This is a genomic window from Peribacillus frigoritolerans (assembly GCF_004358755.1).
In the GTDB taxonomy this organism is placed as follows: Bacteria; Bacillota; Bacilli; order Bacillales; family Bacillaceae; genus Bacillus_P.
In genome coordinates this window covers 1,139,689-1,160,217 of record NZ_SMZY01000002.1, presented here as the reverse complement: position 1 = coordinate 1,160,217, position 20,529 = coordinate 1,139,689, and the positions used below count along the sequence as shown (strand labels likewise).

At 42.0% G+C, this 20,529-nt stretch carries 19 protein-coding genes; 18 read left to right on the top strand and 1 reads right to left on the bottom strand.

All coding sequences use genetic code 11. The features are described from left to right. Window positions 1-155: 155 nt before the first annotated feature. The 11 genes from E2R53_RS13060 (at window position 156) to E2R53_RS13010 (ending at window position 13,155) form a co-directional block, all read left to right on the top strand. Window positions 156-551, top strand: a complete 396-nt coding sequence (locus tag E2R53_RS13060; RefSeq protein ID WP_133312293.1) for a CBS domain-containing protein — start codon at window positions 156-158, stop codon at window positions 549-551. 247 nt (window positions 552-798) lie between these two features. Beyond that, window positions 799-1,461: an HAD family hydrolase gene (locus tag E2R53_RS13055; protein ID WP_133312146.1), complete on the top strand. Its 663-nt coding sequence runs from the start codon at window positions 799-801 to the stop codon at window positions 1,459-1,461. A gap of 103 nt (window positions 1,462-1,564) precedes the next feature. Further along, a complete protein-coding gene (locus tag E2R53_RS13050; protein WP_435796795.1) occupies window positions 1,565-3,070 on the top strand; it encodes a GNAT family N-acetyltransferase in 1,506 nt (501 codons plus the stop codon). 553 nt (window positions 3,071-3,623) lie between these two features. Beyond that, window positions 3,624-4,184 carry a glycerol-3-phosphate responsive antiterminator gene (locus tag E2R53_RS13045; protein ID WP_133312144.1) on the top strand — a complete coding sequence of 187 codons (561 nt, stop codon included), beginning with the start codon at window positions 3,624-3,626 and terminating at the stop codon, window positions 4,182-4,184. Window positions 4,185-4,354: 170 nt separating this feature from the next. Next, on the top strand, window positions 4,355-5,170 hold the full coding sequence (locus E2R53_RS13040) for an MIP/aquaporin family protein (RefSeq protein ID WP_133312143.1): 816 nt from the start codon (window positions 4,355-4,357) through the stop codon (window positions 5,168-5,170). Between the two features lie 34 nt (window positions 5,171-5,204). Next, window positions 5,205-6,695 (top strand): glycerol kinase GlpK, encoded by a 1,491-nt coding sequence (gene glpK, locus E2R53_RS13035; protein ID WP_133312142.1) that lies wholly within the window; start codon window positions 5,205-5,207, stop codon window positions 6,693-6,695. Between the two features lie 147 nt (window positions 6,696-6,842). After that, entirely contained in the window at window positions 6,843-8,513 is a 1,671-nt protein-coding gene (locus E2R53_RS13030) for a glycerol-3-phosphate dehydrogenase/oxidase (protein ID WP_133312141.1), read from the top strand. A 248-nt stretch (window positions 8,514-8,761) separates the two neighbouring features. Then, window positions 8,762-10,492, top strand: a complete 1,731-nt coding sequence (locus E2R53_RS13025; protein ID WP_133312140.1) for a phospho-sugar mutase — start codon at window positions 8,762-8,764, stop codon at window positions 10,490-10,492. Window positions 10,493-10,834: 342 nt separating this feature from the next. Beyond that, a complete protein-coding gene (locus E2R53_RS13020) occupies window positions 10,835-11,956 on the top strand; it encodes a GAF domain-containing sensor histidine kinase (RefSeq protein WP_133312139.1) in 1,122 nt (373 codons plus the stop codon). A gap of 13 nt (window positions 11,957-11,969) precedes the next feature. Beyond that, window positions 11,970-12,611, top strand: coding sequence for a response regulator (locus E2R53_RS13015; RefSeq protein ID WP_133312138.1), 642 nt, complete (start codon window positions 11,970-11,972; stop codon window positions 12,609-12,611). A gap of 16 nt (window positions 12,612-12,627) precedes the next feature. Continuing rightward, on the top strand, window positions 12,628-13,155 hold the full coding sequence (locus tag E2R53_RS13010; protein ID WP_133312137.1) for an NADPH-dependent FMN reductase: 528 nt from the start codon (window positions 12,628-12,630) through the stop codon (window positions 13,153-13,155). Between the two features lie 198 nt (window positions 13,156-13,353). On the opposite strand, the gene E2R53_RS13005 is transcribed toward E2R53_RS13010, so the two are convergent. Then, window positions 13,354-13,605 (bottom strand): YhdB family protein, encoded by a 252-nt coding sequence (locus tag E2R53_RS13005; protein ID WP_070877164.1) that lies wholly within the window; start codon window positions 13,603-13,605, stop codon window positions 13,354-13,356. A 191-nt stretch (window positions 13,606-13,796) separates the two neighbouring features. On the opposite strand from E2R53_RS13005, the gene E2R53_RS13000 reads away from it, so the two are divergent. The 7 genes from E2R53_RS13000 (at window position 13,797) to E2R53_RS12970 (ending at window position 20,494) form a co-directional block, all read left to right on the top strand. Beyond that, entirely contained in the window at window positions 13,797-14,501 is a 705-nt protein-coding gene (locus tag E2R53_RS13000; RefSeq protein WP_133312136.1) for a DUF421 domain-containing protein, read from the top strand. A 146-nt stretch (window positions 14,502-14,647) separates the two neighbouring features. Then, on the top strand, window positions 14,648-16,003 hold the full coding sequence (locus tag E2R53_RS12995; protein WP_133312135.1) for an acyclic terpene utilization AtuA family protein: 1,356 nt from the start codon (window positions 14,648-14,650) through the stop codon (window positions 16,001-16,003). Further along, window positions 16,000-16,311 carry a DUF4387 domain-containing protein gene (locus tag E2R53_RS12990; RefSeq protein ID WP_133312134.1) on the top strand — a complete coding sequence of 104 codons (312 nt, stop codon included), beginning with the start codon at window positions 16,000-16,002 and terminating at the stop codon, window positions 16,309-16,311. Before E2R53_RS12995 ends, E2R53_RS12990 begins: the two co-directional genes overlap by 4 nt. Window positions 16,312-16,322: 11 nt before the next feature. Beyond that, the gene (rbsK, locus tag E2R53_RS12985; protein WP_133312133.1) at window positions 16,323-17,225 is read left to right on the top strand and encodes a ribokinase; all 903 of its coding nucleotides are present in this window, start codon (window positions 16,323-16,325) and stop codon (window positions 17,223-17,225) included. Continuing rightward, window positions 17,218-18,117, top strand: coding sequence for an ABC transporter permease (locus E2R53_RS12980; RefSeq protein ID WP_133312132.1), 900 nt, complete (start codon window positions 17,218-17,220; stop codon window positions 18,115-18,117). The genes rbsK and E2R53_RS12980 overlap by 8 nt, the downstream gene beginning before the upstream one ends. Window positions 18,118-18,125: 8 nt before the next feature. Beyond that, window positions 18,126-19,004, top strand: a complete 879-nt coding sequence (locus tag E2R53_RS12975) for a carbohydrate ABC transporter permease (protein ID WP_133312131.1) — start codon at window positions 18,126-18,128, stop codon at window positions 19,002-19,004. A gap of 29 nt (window positions 19,005-19,033) precedes the next feature. Continuing rightward, a complete protein-coding gene (locus E2R53_RS12970) occupies window positions 19,034-20,494 on the top strand; it encodes an extracellular solute-binding protein (RefSeq protein ID WP_133312130.1) in 1,461 nt (486 codons plus the stop codon). Window positions 20,495-20,529 lie beyond the last annotated feature (35 nt).

Sequence of the window (20,529 nt, the reverse complement as noted above, 5' to 3'; positions counted from 1 at the left end):
AAGGGGGGGGAATACAAATAACAAATCCTGCTCGTTCAGAACATGGATTTAAATGTGTGAAAAGGTCACATTTTCTAAGAGAAAAAGCGGTCTTCCTGCACATACTATTAGCTGAAAGGAGCTGTTTTAAGTTGAATTCATCTATTAGAGAAAGTATGACGAAAGATCTTGTTACGATTTCTTCCTCGCAAAGCATTCAGGAAGCTGCAGAATTGATGAGCAGCCAAAATGTCGGGTCCATTCCAGTTGTGGATGGCGGTCAGGTAAAAGGAGTCATTACAGATCGGGATATTACGCTCCGTTCAACAGCACACGGAATGTCCAATGATACGAAAGTGGCAGATGTTATGTCTTCAAACCTTGTGACGGGAACACCTGACATGAGCAGTGAAGAAGCAGCGCAGCTGATGGCATCAAATCAGATCCGCCGCTTGCCGATTGTTGAAAATAATCAGCTTGTGGGCTATGTTGCACTGGGTGACCTTGCAACTGATCAAATGTCTAATGAAGCTGCAGGCCAAGCATTGACTAACATTTCTGAACAGCACTAAAAAGGGAGGCACCTGCAAAGGACAAGCAGGTGCTCTCTTTTTTAAAGATAAGAAAGTATAAAATTTTGCGCTTCGATGGCGAGCGGAATCGCCCAACTCCTCGGCCAGAACGGATCCGCCAGTAAAGGCAAAAAGCGCCTTTACTGGCGGATCCTTATCTGTCATGCCTGCGCTAAACGGGCGCTTGCGCTTTTCTTGTTTTCTTCTTACGTTATATAATGAACATAAAATGACAGGGGGAAGATGCATGATTAAAGCGATTATTTTTGATTTTGACGGGTTGATTCTTGACACCGAAACGCATGAATATGAAGTTCTCCAGGAAATTTTTAAAGAACAGGGCAGTGAATTGCCAATGTCAGTATGGGGGAAAGTGATAGGAACTGCATCAGATTTTAATCCGCTTGTGTACTTGGAAGAACAAATCGGAAGATCAGTTGATCATGAGCATTTAACACGCCTGCAAAAAGAAAAGTTTGAAAAAAGAATATCAGCTGAAGCTGCAAGACCGGGTGTAGAGGCTTATTTAACGGCTGCAAAGGAGTTGGGTCTGAAAATCGGACTGGCATCCAGTTCAAGCTATGAATGGGTATCAACATATTTAAAAAGCTTGAATCTAATTGATTATTTTGAGTGTATCCGTACCTCCGATCATGTTGACTTCGTTAAACCGGATCCTGCATTGTACATAGAAGCAGCTAAATGCCTCGGTGTTAAGCCAAGCGAGTGTCTGGCTTTTGAAGATTCCGCAAACGGAGCACTTGCCGCTAAAAAAGCAGGCATGTACTGCACCATTGTTCCAAACAGTGTAACTGCTCATTTGGAGTTTGGGGAAACTGATCACCGTTTAGAATCGATGGCGGAAATGGAGCTTGAAAAAGTCATCTCGCTGATTGAATCAAGAAACTAGAGAATGTTTCGGAACGGGATAATTAGGGAATAAACTGCTGTTACTACATAAAGGAGCGATTCTTTTGACTGATACAATTGATTTATCCAAATTTGAGAAAAAAATGATTATCAGAAATATTGAAGAAAAAGATATAGATGAAATACTGGCGATGCAGGCATTATGCTTTCCAGGCATGGCTCCATGGGAAAGAGAGCATCTTGAAAGTCATTTGGAGCATTTTCAGGAAGGTCAGTTCTGTGCGGAATTTGAAGGCAAGATCATTGGTTCATGCTCAAGTCTGATCATTAACTTTGATGAATATGATGACCGTCACACGTGGGATGATATTACGGATAACGGCTATATATCAAACCATAATCCTGACGGCTACAATATGTATGGAATTGAAGTGATGGTCCATCCTGAGTACCGCCGGATGAAAATCGGCCACAGGCTTTATGAAGCAAGAAAGGATCTTGCGAGACGCCTGAATCTGAAAAGCATCATTATCGGGGGAAGAATCCCGAATTATCATAAGTTCGAAAATGAAATGTCTCCGCGACAGTATGTACAGGAGGTCATCCATCACAAAATTTACGATCCCGTTCTTTCGTTTCAGCTGCTGAATGGATTTACGCTTATGCGGATTAACCCAAACTATTTGCCAGATGACCGTGCTTCAGGCAAATATGCCACCCTGATGGAATGGAACAATGTCGACTACCTGCCAAATACGAAACGCTTCTACAAAACGGCTTTGCCGGTGCGGATTTGTGTTGTGCAGTATCAAATGAAACAAATTAATTCATTTGAAGAATTTGCGAACCAGGTTGAATATTATACAGACGTTGCATCTGATGCATCTGCTGATTTTGCGGTATTCCCAGAATTGCTTACAACTCAGTTAATGTCCTTTTTGGATGAAAAATCACCAAGCAGAGCGATCCGCAGGCTGACTGAGTATACAGAAGAGTACATTAGTCTTTTTACAGAGCTTGCCGTGAAATACAATGTCAATATCGTTGGCGGATCTCACTTTGTGGAGGAAGATAACGGAAAGATCTTTAACGTTGCCTACCTTTTCCGCAGAGACGGCACAATTGAAAAGCAATATAAAATTCATATCACGCCAAATGAACGCAAATGGTGGGGAATCAGCAGAGGGGATGATGTCAAAGTCTTTGATACGGACTGCGGCAAAGTTGCGATTCAAATCTGCTATGACATTGAATTCCCTGAGCTTGCACGCATTGCTACTGAAAAAGGTGCTAAAATAATCTTTACGCCATTTTGTACAGAAGATCGCCAGGGCTATCTGCGTGTCCGCTATTGCTCACAGGCGCGTGCAGTGGAGAATCAGATTTATACGGTTATTTCAGGCACAGTCGGAAATCTCCCTCAGACAGAAAATATGGATATTCAGTACGCGCAATCTGCTATCTTTGCACCGTCGGATTTTGAATTTGCAAGAGACGGCATAGTAGGCGAATGCAATCCGAATATTGAAATGGTTGTAATTGGTGATGTGGACCTGGAAATTCTCCGCAGGCAGCGTCAGTCCGGAACGGTCAGACAGCTGAAAGACCGCAGACATGACGTCTACGGAATTCGATATAAAAAGCATTAAGTTCTTATCGTAAAGAGGATTTTTATTGAAAAATCAAATTATTATTCGACGAATTTTCTGCAAATCCATAAATGGGGGCTGTCCATAAGGTCATTGTTTACTGACTTATTGGAAAGCCCCTTCTTTTGGGACTTTGCCCCATCAAAAGTGGCAGCACTAAGGGGAGTGACGCCACAATTTAAGCTTTGAACCGTTAAAAGTGGCAGCCCTACTGTGAATAACGCCATTTTTTAAGCTTTGAACTGTTAAAAGTGGCAGCACAAAGGGGAGTGACGCCACAATTTAAGCTTTGCATTGTTAAAAGTGGCAGCCCTACTGGAAATAACGCCACTTTTTAATCTTTGAATCGTTTAATGTAGTAGCACTAAAGAGTTGACGCAGAAATACGAGTGTCAAAACACATTATGCAACGCGAAAATGCTCTTCCGCATGAAATGCAGGCGCCCATATCCACAAACTATAGAATTCCCCTTGAGTTGTCATCCCGTATATAGTACATTCCTTGTATGCATTTATCTATAAAATTAACTAATAAATGGAAGGAGGATTATTTATGAGTTTTGAAGGCCAGCAGATTCTTCCTGCAATCCGCAATATGAAGCAGTTTGAACGTTTTCTCGAAAGCCCTTATACATACGGCGTACTTCTTGATACGCACCTTGGCCAAGTCCGGAATATTGTCCGGCTTGCTAATTCTTCAAACAAGAAAATGCTGATCCACGTCGATCTGATTCAGGGACTGAAGCACGATGAATATGCAGCCGAGTTTATTTGCCAGGAGGTAAAGCCTGCAGGATTAATTTCGACAAGGTCCAATGTGATCGCAAAAGCAAAGCAGCGCGGAATCTATGCGATCCAGAGGCTGTTCCTGCTTGATTCGAGCGCACTTGAAAAAAGCCTTGATTTGATTAAAAGGACAGAGCCTGACTATATTGAGGTTCTTCCCGGGCTTGTCCCAAGTTTAATCGAAGAGATTAAAGAGAAAACAGGTATTCCGATCTTTGCCGGAGGGTTTGTGAAAACATCAGAAGAGGTGCATAAAGCCCTTCAGGCAGGAGCGACAGCCGTTACATCGTCTGAAATGGATTTATGGAAAAATTATCAAAAACTATAATATATTTCTGTTGACACCGCTTTCATTAGCATGTACCATAAAGGCAAGTTAATAAATGTGATGGAGAAACGGAGATCCACAGCAGTTCTTTACTTTTATGTAAAGTCATTTGCTGTGGATTTTTTTTTCTTCAAACCTATCTCACATTTATAAGAATGGAGGAAATAAATATGACGGCTTTTTGGGGAGAAGTAATAGGTACAATGATATTGATTGTTTTTGGAGGAGGCGTCTGCGCCGGCGTCAGCTTGAAAAAATCATTTGCTCATCAGTCAGGCTGGATTGTTATCACGATGGGCTGGGGATTCGGCGTTGCAATGGCTGTCTATGCAGTCGGCGGAATAAGCGGTGCGCATTTGAATCCTGCAGTAACCTTTGCGCTTGCCTTTTCAGGATCTTTTGAATGGAGTCTAGTGCCAGGCTACATTGTTGCCCAGATGCTTGGAGCATTCCTTGGAGCAGTACTGGTATACTTGCAGTACTTGCCGCACTGGAGGGAAACAGAAGATCAAGGGGCAAAGCTCAGTGTTTTTTCAACAAGCCCTGCCATTCCAAATTACTTTGCCAACTTTATCAGTGAAGCATTAGGAACATTTATTTTTGTGCTCACATTGCTTGCAATCGGAGCGAACACATTTACAGAAGGCTTAAATCCGCTTATCGTAGGTTTCCTTGTAGTTGCAATCGGTTTATCGCTTGGAGGTACAACTGGATATGCCATTAACCCGGCCCGTGACCTTGGACCGAGACTTGCACATTTTGTGCTTCCGATAGCAGGAAAAGGGAGTTCGAACTGGAAATATGCATGGATACCAGTTGTTGCGCCGCTTGCGGGAGGCTCGTTTGCCGCAGTCTTTTACAATTACGTGTTTAAAGGTACTATGAATAATTCCTTTTGGTATGTAGCAGCAGCATTAGTCTTCATGCTTTCACTTGTCTTTGCAATGACTAAAAAACAATCAACACAAAGATCAGCAGCCTATTAAATCAGCAGTCTATTAATTCTTAGGGGGACTTATCATGGAAAAGTACATTTTATCGTTAGATCAAGGAACGACTAGTTCAAGAGCCATTTTATTTAACAAACAAGGTGAAATTGTTCACATTGCTCAAAAAGAATTTAAACAGTATTTCCCTAAGCCAGGCTGGGTAGAGCATAATGCAAATGAAATCTGGGGATCTATTTTAGCTGTAATCGCTACTTGTTTATCAGAAACGAATGTAAAACCAGAGCAAATCGCCGGCATCGGAATCACGAATCAGCGTGAGACAGCCGTTGTCTGGGATAAGAACACATCACAGCCTGTATACAATGCAATTGTATGGCAATCAAGACAAACGGCCGGCATTTGCGAAGAATTGAAAGAAAAAGGCTACAACGATACGTTCAGAGAAAAGACAGGCTTATTAATAGATGCTTATTTCTCCGGCACTAAAGTGAAATGGATTTTAGATAATGTCGACGGCGCAAGAGAAAAAGCTGAAAAAGGCGATCTTTTATTTGGAACGATTGATACGTGGCTGATCTGGAAGCTTTCAGGCGGAAAAGCGCATGTAACCGATTATTCAAATGCTTCCCGCACATTAATGTATAACATTCATGAATTAAAGTGGGACGAGGAGCTATTAGACTATCTAACCGTTCCAAAGTCAATGCTTCCTGAAGTTAAGCCTTCATCAGAAGTGTATGCAAATACGATTGAGTATCACTTCTTCGGTCATTCTGTGCCAATTGCAGGGGCTGCAGGAGATCAGCAGTCAGCATTATTTGGACAAGCATGCTTTGAAGAAGGAATGGCTAAAAATACGTATGGCACAGGCTGCTTCATGCTGATGAATACAGGCGAAAAGGCAATCCGATCTGAAAATGGCCTGTTAACAACGATTGCGTGGGGTGTTGACGGCAAGGTTGAGTATGCGCTTGAAGGAAGTATTTTCGTAGCGGGCTCAGCGATTCAGTGGCTGCGTGACGGACTCCGCATGTTCAAAGATGCGAAGGACAGCGAGCGCTATGCTGATCGAGTTGAGTCAACGGAAGGCGTCTATGTTGTACCTGCATTTGTAGGGCTCGGTACACCTTACTGGGACAGTGACGTGAGGGGAGCGGTTTTCGGCTTAACACGCGGCACTTCAAAAGAGCATTTTGTCCGTGCTACACTTGAATCACTTGCTTATCAAACGAAGGATGTTTTAACAGCTATGGAAGCTGATTCAGGCATTTCGTTAAAAACTCTTCGCGTTGACGGCGGAGCTGTTAAAAATAATTTCCTCATGGATTTCCAGAGCAATATGCTGGGAGTGCCGGTTGAGCGTCCTGAAGTAAATGAAACAACTGCCCTTGGTGCAGCCTACCTTGCAGGTCTTGCTGTAGGCTTCTGGGAGGATAAATCGAATATTACAAAGCAATGGAAACTAGACAAGCAGTTTGAACCGGAAATGGAAGATTCAGTCCGCGATGAATTATACGGCGGGTGGAAAAAAGCGGTAAAAGCAGCTCAGGCTTTTAAATAAACACTTCTTGTGATATACTAACATCAAGTTAATAGAACGGTTGGAGATTGGGAGAGGCCACAACACTAGAGCAGGCATTTATTGCTGCACTAGCTTGTTGTGGCCTCTTTTTTAATCCCTTCTGGAAAATATTAGGAGGAATATCAAATGACTTTTTCAAGCGATAAAAGACACGATATCTTAAATAAAATGACGCGGGAAACGTATGATGTTTTTGTTATTGGCGGAGGGATTACCGGTTCAGGAATTGCGCTGGATGCGGCTTCAAGGGGAATGAAAATCGGTCTTGTTGAGATGCAGGATTTTGCAGCCGGCACTTCAAGCAGATCAACCAAGCTTGTTCACGGCGGTCTTCGCTACCTCAAGCAATTCGAAGTCAAGATGGTTGCAGAGGTCGGAAAAGAAAGAGCCATTGTATATGAAAACGGCCCCCATGTAACAACTCCTGAATGGATGCTGCTCCCAATGCATAAAGGAGGCACATTCGGCCCATTTTCAACATCCATCGGTCTTCGTGTCTATGATTTCCTGGCAGCTGTTAAACGCGGTGAAAGAAGAAAGATGTTAAGCGCAAAAGAAACTCTTGCGAAAGAGCCGCTTGTGAAGAAAAAAGGTCTAAAAGGCGGCGGCTACTATGTTGAATACCGGACAGATGATGCAAGACTGACAATCGAAGTCATGAAAGAAGCTGTGCGCTTCGGTGCTGACGCAGTCAACTACGCAAAAGCGGACGGGTTTATTTACGAAAAAGGAAAAGTCATCGGTGTTCATATCGTGGATACGATTTCCGGAAAAAAATATGATGTATATGCTAAGAAAATCATTAATGCAGCAGGTCCTTGGGTCGATCAGCTGAGAGAAATGGATAAGTCCAAAAATGGAAAATCCCTGCAGATGACAAAAGGAATTCATTTAGTCTTTGATCAAAGCAAATTCCCATTAAAACAGGCTATATATTTTGATACGCCTGATAAACGAATGGTATTTGCAATCCCACGTGACGGCAAAACCTATGTTGGCACTACAGATACAGTCTACAAGGAAGATCCGAAAAATCCGCGTATGACGGTGAAAGACAGAGACTATGTGATTGAATCCATCAACTATATGTTCCCGGATCTCTCTATCCGTGCAGAGGATGCTGAATCAAGCTGGGCCGGCATTCGACCGCTTATTCATGAAGACGGAAAAGATCCTTCTGAAATATCCAGGAAGGATGAAATTTGGACATCTGAAACTGGGCTTATCACGATTGCTGGCGGAAAACTGACAGGCTACAGAAAAATGGCCGAGCACATTATTGACCTCATTGTAAAAGATTTCAAAGAAGCAGGACTAAAGGATTATGGTGCATGCAAAACAAGAAACATGCCAATTTCAGGCGGTCATGTAGGCGGTTCAGCAAGTCTTGAAACGTTTGTCAAAACAAAAACAGAACAAGGCATGTCCCTTGGACTGACTGAAATGCAGGCGAAGCACTTATCAAGACGATACGGATCAAATGCAGATGCACTGTTTGAGAGAGTGGAGACGCTAAAACCGCTTGCACAAAGATATGGATTGCCCGTTTACATCCTTGCTGAGATTGACTATGCAATGACAGAGGAAATGACAGCAACTCCTTCAGACTTTTTTGTCAGAAGAACGGGTGCAGTGTACTTTGATATTAACTGGGCAAGAACGTACCAGGAAGGAGTCACAAATTACATGGCTGATAAATTGAAATGGACTCCTGAACAAAAGCAGCAGCACGTTGATAAGCTTCAAACGCATCTGCATGACGCAGTTGTGCCTGATGAGGTAAGAAAAGCAAACTGATAAATGGACGGCAGCCGATATGAAAGCATAACCGGCTGCCATTTTCTTTAGATTTTATTATGATTTTATTATTTTGAAATTCAAATTTTTTAACAAAATTAAAATATCAGCAAGTCCCAATATGTGTTAAAATAAGCCAAGGAATCGACTGATTTCTATTATTTACATACGAATTTAGGCAGGAATTGTCTAAATAATGAAGAAATGAATAAGTAACACTTATAATCTAAAATTATTGGAGGTACGTTATGAGTTTTGAAAAAAGCTATCAGCGCTGGACCAGCAAAACAGATTTAGATTCAGAATTAAGACTTCTTTTATCAGATTTAGAAAATAACGATAAAGCGCGCGAGGATTGCTTTTACAAAAACTTAGAATTTGGAACAGGCGGCATGCGCGGCGAAATTGGACCTGGAATTAACCGCATGAACATGTATACTGTCCGAAAGGCATCAGAAGGCCTTGCGCTTTATATTGATTCTTTCGGCGAAGAAGCGAAAAAACGCGGAGTGGCGATTGCTTATGATTCACGCCATAAATCACCGGAGTTTGCAATGGAAGCTGCAAAAACTCTTGCAAGCCATGGCATTCAAACATATGTCTTTGAAGAATTGCGCCCGACACCAGAACTGTCGTTTGCAGTCCGGTATTTAAATGCGTTCTCTGGCATTGTCGTCACAGCCAGCCACAATCCTCCTGAATATAACGGCTATAAAGTATACGGCGAAGACGGCGGGCAATTGCCTCCTGCAGCAGCAGATGAAGTCATCGCCAAAGTAAACGGAATTGAGGATGAACTAAGCATACAAGTAAAAGATGAAGCAGAATTAAAAGCTTCAGGTCTTATTAAAATGATCGGAGAAGAGATTGACTCAGCTTATACAGACAAGCTTGTCACGATCTCTGTGAATCCGGAACTTTCTAAAGAAGTTGATTTGAATATAGTCTTTACTCCTCTTCACGGTACAGCAAATAAACCTGTTCGCCGCGGATTTGAAGCACTTGGCTATAAAAATGTAACCGTTGTATCTGAGCAGGAGCTGCCTGATCCAAACTTCAGCACAGTCAAGTCTCCAAACCCTGAGGAGCATGCTGCATTTGAATACGCGATCCGTGACGGAAAGAAAACCAACGCGGACTTATTGATTGCAACAGATCCTGATGCAGACCGTCTTGGAATTGCCGTGAAGAATTTAGAAGGGGAATATGTCGTGTTAACGGGCAACCAAACAGGTGCCATTCTTCTTCACTATTTACTATCGCAGAAAAAAGAAAAGGGCATTCTGCCTGATAATGGTGTGGTCCTGAAAACAATTGTAACGTCAGAAATCGGAAGAGATGTAGCAGCGTCTTTCGGATTAGATACAATTGATACACTGACAGGCTTTAAGTTCATCGGTGAAAAAATCAATGAATACGAGCGCACTGGCCAGTATACTTTCCAATTTGGCTATGAAGAGAGCTACGGCTATCTGATTGGAGACTTCGCCCGTGATAAAGATGCTGTACAAGCAGCAATTTTAGCCGTTGAAGTAGCAGCTTACTATAAAAAACAAGGCAAAACGCTTTATGAAGGGTTACTCGAAATCTTTGAACAATATGGCTATTACCGTGAAGGTCTTGAGTCATTAACCCTTAAAGGAAAAGACGGAGCAGAACAGATTCAAAGCATTTTAGCTTCCTTCCGCAGCAATCCTCCTGAGATGATGGGAGATAAAAAAGTTGTTACGATTGAAGACTACAAAGCAGGAACCCGCTTCGACGCAGAAGCTAAAACGACAGAAGAAATTACGCTGCCGCCTTCAAACGTTCTGAAGTACTATTTAGAAGACGGATCTTGGTTCTGCCTGCGTCCATCCGGAACAGAGCCTAAAGCGAAATTCTACTTTGGGGTAAAAGGCGAAACGCTTGCGGACAGCGAACAAAAGCTTGAAGCTCTTACTTCTGCTCTTATGAAAAAAGTAAACGAATTGATCTAGTATATAAAATGCAGCTGAAAAAGGCGAACCTTTTTCAGCTGTTTTAATGAGAAAGAGGTTTTTATATAAACATATGATCATTGTTGAATTCGTGTTTATCCGCTCGTTCAGCAATATCCGATTTCATAAATTCCGCTGATTCAGCGGTTTTTTTATTTGTTAAAAGAGCGGGGAATCAGGATCTGGCCCTTTCTTGGGTGTAAAATGCCATTTTATTAGTTTAACTGCATATTTTGTTATTCTCTCCATCTAAAGTCTGAGAAAAAATCAGTCACATTGAGAAGGCAGCAAAAGGAGAAACGCTGATATACTATCAATATAAACATGGTGAGGGAGAAAAATATGGCTAATGATGAAAAGCGCATTTTGGAACTGCAGACACTTAAGACGATTGCAGAAACGCTGAATCAGTCTAATGATCTGGATCAAATGCTTGATGACGTTTTGAAGAAGCTTCTTCACGTAACTGGACTGGAAACAGGTTGGATTTTTCTCGTTGATGCAGATAAGCAGTACCGATTGGCTGCAGACCACAAGCTTCCGCCTGCACTGGAAACAAATTGTAAAAAAGCAATGTGCAGTGGAGATTGCTGGTGCATCGATAAATTTGCAGACGGCCGTTTAAACAAGGCTGCCAATATCATAAACTGCAAACGTTTAGAAGATGCGGAGCAATTTGAATGGGGCGAAACGAATGAAATTACCCATCATGCTACTGTTCCGCTCCGAACAGGGGACGAAAAGATCGGGTTATTAAATGTAGCTTCTCCAAATAAAACTCATTTTACAACAGAAGAGCTTGCCCTGCTTGAGGCTGTTGCATTTCAAATAGGTACCGCTATGAAACGCATGAAACTTGTCGAAAACGAACAGCATCTGGCTCTCATTGCAGAACGTAACCGGCTGGCGCAGGATCTGCATGATTCCGTCAATCAGCTCCTCTTTTCCATTATGCTGACGGCAAGAGGATCAAAGGAAATGACAGAAGATCAAAAGATGAAAGAAATGCTGAAGTATGTTCAAGATCTTTCACAGGAGGCTCTTGCCGAAATGAGGGCTTTAATCTGGCAGCTTAGGCCACAGGGACTGGAAAATGGGATTGCATCAGCACTGCTGAATTACGCAAAAGTCCTGGGCCTTGAGCTTGAAACGGATATTCAGGGCGTTCAAACGCTGCCGTGTGACACAGAGGAAGCGCTGTGGAGAATCGGTCAAGAAGCGTTAAATAATTGCAAAAAGCATGCACAAATCAAATTTGCATTCATTCGTATACACCGATCGAAAAATGAGGTAACCATGTCGATTAGAGACCAGGGAGCAGGGTTTTCCTACAATGAAAAAGTTCCCCTGCCTTCTTTAGGACTTCAGGGAATGAAAAATCGCGCTAAAAAATTAAATGGTACATTTCAGATAACCACTGGATTAAATCAAGGCACCGAAATCGAAGTGAAAATTCCAATTTAAAGGAGGCACGATCATGGGAATCCGCCTGTTAATTGCCGACGATCATAAAGTGGTCCGAAGAGGGCTTCATTTTTTCCTCTCCACCCAAAAAGATATTGAGATTGTCGGTGAAGCAGAAAATGGAGTAGAGGCTGTGAAGATGGTCCGCACACTGATGCCGGACGTGATATTAATGGACCTCTCGATGCCAATCATGAACGGAGTAGATGCAACGAAGGAAATCCGGACATTCAACGAACAGATAAAAATTATTATTTTGACGAGCTACGCCGATCAGGACCATGTGATTCCGGCCATTCAGGCTGGAGCATCAGGCTATCAGCTAAAGGATGTTGAACCTGATGAACTAGTTCATACGGTCAGGGAGGTTCTGAAAGGAGAAAGCAAGCTTCACCCTAAAGTCACATCTCACGTCATGTCCCATTTGCTGCAAAGGAATCAAAAAGATGAAAAACTGTTGACACCGCTTACGAATAGGGAAAATGATGTATTGAAGGAGATTGCAAAAGGCAAAAGCAATAAGGAAATTGCCGCTTCTTTATTTATCACAGAAAAGACCGTAAAAACACATGTGTCAAATATTCTATCCAAGCTGTCCCTTGCTGACCGTACACAAGCTGCCCTGTATGCAGTGAAGAATGGTTTGGACAAATAAGAGAGGAAGAATGAAAATGAATTTGCTTGTTATTAATGGAAGCCCGAGAAAAAAAGGCAGAACCCGGCTCGCGTCAGCATTTATTGCTGAAAAATACGGAGCACAGTATATCGATTTAAGTGTACTGAAGCTCCCTATATTTGATGGAGAGGAAGAACAGGAAAAAATCGAAGCTGTTCAGGAATTGAAAAACAAGGTAAAAGCAGCTGACGGCATCATCTTATTATCACCTGAATATCACAGCGGCATGAGCGGTGCATTAAAAAATGCCCTGGATTATTTAGGAAGTTCCCATTTTGCACATAAACCGGTCGGCTTGATTGCTGTTGCCGGCGGCGGAAAAGGCGGAATCAATGCTCTGAATAACATGAGGACTGTCATGAGAGGCGTATATGCAAATGCCATTCCAAAACAGCTTGCCCTTGATCCAATCTGCTTTGATTATGAAAACAAAAAACTGCTTGAAGACTCAGCAGTGCTTGTTGGCCAGCTGGTCGAGGAACTTAAAATGTATGTAGAATTTTATATGCAAAAGCAAAAATAAAAATGGAGGGGATGAGATCCCGCTCCATTTTTTTTTGCTTTTTTGCTTGAAAACAGTCCATTATAGCTGTTACAGAGAATGAGCGAAGGAATTATCAAAAATTCGGCTGATTGGCCATATCAGTTTGACCGAATCATTTTAATTTATGACCGAAATCCGGCTGATAAATCTCTTGTGTATGAACACAATTCTGCTTTTTTAAGTCAGATACGCATACTCCGCATCTTCCAGCTCGTGACCTGTTTCTACTGCGTGATCGATATATCGAAGGAGTGAGTATAATTTCTTTTCGACTTCTCCGTAGTTATTTTCAAAATTATAAGCGTGAAGGAACTGCTCAATTCGTTTTGAGAGCAGATCATCTTTTGTGCGCACCATCAGAATCAGCAGGTTATCCCACTGTGATCGGTGTGTATAATACAATGCTTTATCGTAATCGACTGTCTCCACAAACATTCCTCCCTTGAAGGAGATACGTTTATTTTGTGTGAAATGAGCGATGATTTTCTGTGTAAAAGTTGGAGAGCCTTATTTATCAGCTTGGAAGTGTTTCCCCGGGATAATTGTGCTGTGAGCAGCTCATAAACATTCTTGATAAGGAGAAGAATAATGATTAATCACCTTATTGGGAAGTGGAAAGAATGGATTTTTTTCACGGTCAGGAAACGCTTACATCCATCCAGTGGATTCTGAGAGCTGTGTTTGCTTTTTTCTTTTTAGCATTGTCTGCTAAAGTAATGGGTCAGAGATCGATTGCCCAGCTTAGGCTGCTTGATTTCGTGATTGCCCTTATCATTGGTAATATCATGGCACATCCGCTTTCTGACGAAGGCCTTGGTTTAAAAGGTTCAATGATCACGATGGCCGTTTTAATTATTTTGTATTCAGCGGGCGTTTTTTTCAGCCTGAAGTGGCATGCGTTTCGCATCTTTCTTGATCCGCCTGCGTTTCCTTTAATCACAAATGGCAAGATTTCTTACAAAGGCTTAAAAAAAGCAAGATTAACCATTGAGGATTTGCTTTCTGAGCTTAGAAAGCAGCAAATTGAAGATCCTGAAAAGGTTGCAAATGCCCTTTTCGAATCAGACGGCAGAATTTCCTGTTTTTTAAAAGCGGATCATCAAACGGTTACGAATCTGGATTTAAATTTAACTCCATCACCCTTTGATCTTCCTGGCACCATTATCAGAGAAGGCAGCATTAATAAAAAAGAACTTCTGCGTTTGGGTAAAAATGAAGAATGGCTGGTTTCTGAACTGAAAATCGTTCATCAGAAAAAAGTGAATGAAATTCTCCTCGGCACACTTGATCAGCAGGGCAGCCTGAGGGTGTTTCTTTATTCCTAATATCTCCACAAAACAAGGTATCCAATAGACAAAATTTAGAAAAAACATTGACATACCCATAAAAATCCATTAGGTTTTACTAATAATATGTAACCGGTTACATATATTTGGTAGTGTATGAAAAAATTGATTTCAAGGGGGATGGCATGAGCAAAGAAATCCGGATTTTGTCGCCATGCGGCATGCTTGGATACGGCTTTCCGCTTGAGAGCTTCAAGAATGGCATGAAAATGAAGCCTCATGCGATTGTTGTGGATGCCGGCTCAACAGATGCAGGTCCTCATAAATTAGGGGCAGGTGTCGGCATCGTTTCGAAGAGGGCTGCCAAAAAAGATTTGAAGATCCTCATTGCCGCGGCTTTGGAGACTCACATTCCGCTTATCATCGGCTCGGCGGGAGGAGCAGGTGCAAAACCTCATGTTGAATGGATGTTGGATATAATCGATGAAATCCTGTCGAATAGGAAAGAGAAGCCGAAAGTTGGCGTCATTTGGGCAGATTTTGATAACGCGTACATCAATCAGGCTTTAAGTGAGGGTAGAATCGGGAAAATGAGTCCGAATGTTCCGGATTTAACACCTCATTCTTTAGCTGAAACTCATTCAATTGTTGCCCAGATGGGACATGAACCGATTTTAGAAGCTCTTCAACAGAAGTGTGAACTTATCGTCTGCGGAAGAGCGTTTGATCCGTCACCTTTTGCGGCTGTTGGTATTTTTAACGGTATGGATGCTGGTCTCTCCTATCATTTAGGAAAAATATTGGAATGCGGCGCTTTATGCGCAGAGCCTGGAACGACGAAGGATTGTATTCTCGGTACGATTAAAGAGAGCTCGTTTACTGTTCAGGCTTTAAATCCAAACCGAAAATGCAGTACAACAAGCGTGGCGGCTCATACCTTTTATGAAAAAGATCACCCCTATATACTCCATGGACCGGGATTTTTACTGGACTTATCTCAGTGTGAATTTAAAGACGCAGGAGAGGGCTCAGTTGAAGTATCAGGCAGCAAATATGTTCTTACAAAAGATTATCATGTAAAGCTTGAAGGTGCGAGAGTGAAAGCATACAGAACATTTGTCCTTGCAGGTATTCGCGATCCGATTTTGATTAAAAACATCGAACAAATTGAAGCTGCCGTAAAAGAAGAAGTAATCGGTCATTACAAAGATATCCCTGAACATTCTTTTCAAATCAACTTCTACCATTATGGCAAAAATGCCGTTTTGGGTGAAAATGAGAGTGAACCCTTTTCAGGCCACGAAATAGGTCTTGTATTTGAGGTTGTCGCAGACACGCAAGAAGCTGCAAGCAGCATTTGTGCAACGCTGCGCTCCACCTTTTTGCATTACGGCTATGAGGGAAGAAAGTCCACAGCTGGAAATCTGGCCTTTCCTTTTGCCCCGAGCGATATTGAGTTTGGTCCTGTTTATGAGTTCTCAATCTATCATCTTATGAAACTGAAAAAAAGCGAGATGCCGTTTCAGCTGGAGGTTCTATGACAACTTTAGGAGAATACTCAAAGGTGCTCAGAAGCAAAAACTCCGGACCATTTGAAATTACACTGGATGTTTTATTCAGCAAAAGTGAAGATTATTTTCATGTGAAGAATTCAAACAAAATTACGGCGGCCGCTATTTGCATGCTCTATCGTCTCAAAGAAGAACAGCTGAAGCATATCGTATTTTTTGATCAGGCGCTGGGATTTAAAATTACCTTTTACAGAAGCCATTCGTCTGGATCTGTATTCGACCGGGATGTGTATGGCGCGCAGCAGCATGCCCCTTTAATGAACCTTGAAATAGATTAGGAGATTTGTTTATGAATAAAATAGCGGTCATTGGCAGTTTAAATATCGATCTGGTTGCCGTAACAGATATCTCTCCAAAAATGGGAGAAACCGTTTTGGGCAAGGAGTTTAACATTTTTCCCGGCGGAAAAGGCGCGAATCAGGCAACTGCAGCTGCAAGGTTAGGCGGCTCAGTCAAGCTGTTTGGAACAGTGGGAGACGATCAGCACGGAAATTTTCTGCTGGATCAATTATCAATTAATGATGTAGGTATTGGAGACATTCAGAAGCAATCCGAAGCGCCGACCGGCTGTGCAATGATTGAAATCTGCGATGCACAAAACAGGATTATCGTTGTTCCGGGTGCAAATGCAAAAACGGATGAAGATTATTTGCAGGGAAAGATAAATGGTCTCTTAGAAGCAGAAGTTATCTTAATTTCAATGGAAATTCCGATGAACGCAATTGAATACATCGTTAAAGAGCTTGCCAAGTACGGAAAAAAGATCATTCTCAATCCTGCCCCGGCAGTTCCTTTATCTGAAGAGGTAATCAGCCGATGCACCTATTTACTGCCAAATGAACATGAAGCAGAAATCATTTTTAACGGCAAGTATGATGAAGCAGAGGCGTTAAAAAAGCACCCTAATAAGCTCCTGATTACAAAAGGAGAACAAGGCATCACTTACTTTACCGGTCATAAAATGGAAAACGTTCCTGCCATCAAAGTTAATCCAGTTGATTCAACAGGTGCAGGAGATACGTTTGCAGGCGCATTTGCTTTCGCCATTTCAGAGAGGAAGCCGCTCAAAGAATGCATTCAATTTGCGGCCATTGCTGCAGGCTTGAGCGTTGAAAAGAGAGGGGCTCAGAGCGGCATGCCGACTGCAGCAGAGGTTCAGGAATATTGCAGCAGGGTTGCTAGTGATGATTAAGCAAAAATTAGCGCTCATGCGCAAAGACTGGGTTCTGTACATCATGATATTCCCTGCTCTCCTGTATTTTGCAGTTTTCCATATTGTGCCCTTGATCGGCATGAAGCTTGCTTTTCAGGACTACAGGATAATTGGAGACAATGTGTGGGTCGGCATGAAGCATTTTCATGTCCTGTTTGATTCACCGGCGTTTTTTTCTGTGCTGAAAAATACGATCATTATCAGCACGATGAAAATCATTTTTGTTTTTCCAATTCCGATTATTCTATCTCTTCTCATCAATGAAGTCAGAAATATGCCATACAGGAAATATGTTCAGTCGATCGTTTATTTGCCTCATTTTCTGTCGTGGGTCGTTATTGCCGGTGTCTGGATCAGTCTCCTGAGTCCTGTAGACGGCGGAGTGAACGTCATCCGGAATTTCTTTCAGATGCCGTCGCTTGACTACATGACAAGCAAGGATCATATCCGCTGGGTGCTTGTTTTTTCTGAAATGTGGAGAAGCGCCGGCTGGGATTCGATTATCTATTTAGCGGCGATTATGAAAATCAGTCCTTCCCTTTATGAAGCAGCAAGGATGGACGGAGCATCAAGTCTGCAGCAAATGAGGTATATTACACTGCCTGATATGAGCAATACGATTATTACAGTATTTATTCTGAATTTAGGCTTCTTTATGAATGCAGGCTTTGATCAGGTGATTAACTTTATGAATGATTCCGTCATCAGCGTTGTTGATATTCTGGATACATATGTATACAGAATCGGAATTCTGAACGGTCAGTATGCCTACGCTACAGCAGCGAGTCTATTTAAAGGAGCGATCGGGGTCGTTCTTATATTCGGCACTCATCTCCTTGCGAAACGGCTGACCGGGAAAGGGGTCTGGTGAGGGAGTCTATGAAAAAAATTGAACTGTCCAAAATCCTGCTTTACTCAGGTTTATTTTTAATCACTCTTACAATGATTATTCCGATTGTGAATCTGCTTGCCTTGTCCCTCACAGCGCCAGAAAATGCTCATAAAATGACGGGTCTGTCGCTGATTCCGAAAGGGTTTTCGCTGATCAATTATCAAATTTTGCTTTCAAATCCGCTTATCGTAAAAAGTTTGTTCAATTCTATTTTTATCACCGTGGCGGGAACTTTGCTGAATCTGCTTCTTACTGCACTCGCCGCCTATGTTTTAACAAGAAAAAAACTTGTCGGCAGAAAGTTTTTTATGGTGATCCTGATTTTGATCATGGTGTTTGAGCCTGGCCTGATACCTGAATATTTAGTGGTAAAGGATCTCGGTCTGCTTGATTCCTATTTATCTCTTATTCTCTATAAAGCCATCAATGTCTATTACTTGTTTATTATGATGCGATTTTTTGAAGATGTACCTGAAAGTATTCTTGAAGCAGCAAGAATCGACGGGGCAGGTCACTTGAATATTTTTTTCAGAATTATGCTGCCGCTGTCAAAGCCTGCACTTGCAACACTTGGTTTATTTTACGCCGTCTTTCATTGGAACGAATTTTTCCGGGCATCCATTTATTTGACAGACCCGGGAAAATGGCCTCTGCAGCTCGTGCTCAGGCAATTCGTAGTTGAACGGGATAATGCCTCACTGGTCGGAGTACAAACACTTTTAGAATACAAAAGTGTGGCCAATCTTGATTTTGGATCGCTGCAGGCAGGCACCATTATGCTTGCTATCGTCCCGCTCTTAATTATGTATCCCTTCATTCTGAAGTTTTATGCAAAGGGTGCATTAGAGGGCGGAGTAAAGGATTAAGGCAAATTCATAATAAAAGGAGAATGGCAATGAAGAAACTTTTGCTGATTATGCTTGCAAGTCTATTTGCATTTGCTGCTGCAGGCTGCTCGGAAAAAACGGAAACGTCAGAAAAAAATGAGGATGGCTCTACAACGATCCGTTTTGTGATGAAGGATGAAAATCCATCGAATCCTGCTTCAGTTGCTTATTTTGAAGCGCTTGAAAAGGGGCTGAAGAATGATGAGAAGCTGAATGTGAAATTTGAGCTTGTTGAAATGCCTCAGGGAAACTATGCTGAAAAATTGAATTTGCTGCTTCTGAGCGGCGATATCCCCGACATGATTTATTTTCAGGGAGGAGATCAGCAAATTGCAGATCAGGATTTGCTTGAAGATTTAACGCCTCATCTTGAAAAATCGAAGTATTTAAAGGACAGTCTTGAACCGTGGAACAAAAAGAGGCTTGAAAATTATCCGTACTTACTGTGGGTGAAGCCTCTTTCTCAGAAAACGCCAGTAATCAGAGGCGACTGGTTTGAAAAAATGGAAACGTCCAAAGCACTGGCTGCTGATCCGACAATTGATAACTACTACAATTTCTTTAAAGAATTAAAAACGAATCCTCCGGGCGGAGAAGGTAAACCTGCTTATGCTTTTACGGCAGCTGGAGATCTTGAAGAACTGAATGCTATTTTTAACATGTCGTTCGGCATCACTTCATCATGGTTAAACAGCGGAGGCAAATTTGAGTACTACAAAGTATCGAATCAGGAAAAAGAGAAGCTTTCCTTCTATCAAAAGTTATACAAAGAAGGTCTTCTAGACCCGGGCTATATCACGAAAGAATGGGATACAAAGGAGAAAGCTTTTTATGACGGTGAAGCAGGCGTGATTGTCGGTACAGCCGGCAAAGTCATTGATATTTACAATGGGAAAATGATGCAGACAAATGGCGAAAACACAGGAGTAAAAGTCTTGCCGCCTGCTAAAGGTGAAGGACAGGGATTTGGCGCAACAGATGTTACAAAAGAAGCAAGAGGAGTAGCCATTTCCTCTCAATCAGATAAAAAGGAGCTCGCGTTTAAAATTCTTGATTACCTGGCAAGCCCTAAAGGACAGATGATTGACCGCCTTGGTTTTGAAGGGGAGCACTATAAGGTAGAAGACGGAAAGATCGATCTTACAAACACGTACTATGAGCAATGGTTTGCGAGATTCTGGGAGCCATCTGAGTTTAAACCTGAAATGCCTCTTGAAAAGCCGCTTCTCGGAGAAGCAGCAGAAGAATCCTTGAAAATGGTTAATGAATTCTACCAGGAAGACAACCTCTTTATTATGCCTGAAGAGTATATTGCCAATTGGGATGCTATGGAGAATCTGTATAAAGAATATGCAACAGATATCATTACAGGAAAGCGTCCGCTCGAGGATTTTGATGCATTCGTGAAAGAGTGGAATGCTGCAGGCGGAAAAGAGATTACAGAATACGCAAACAAGCAGTTGAAATAGAAAAAAGAGAGAGATTCTGAATTCGGGATCTCTCT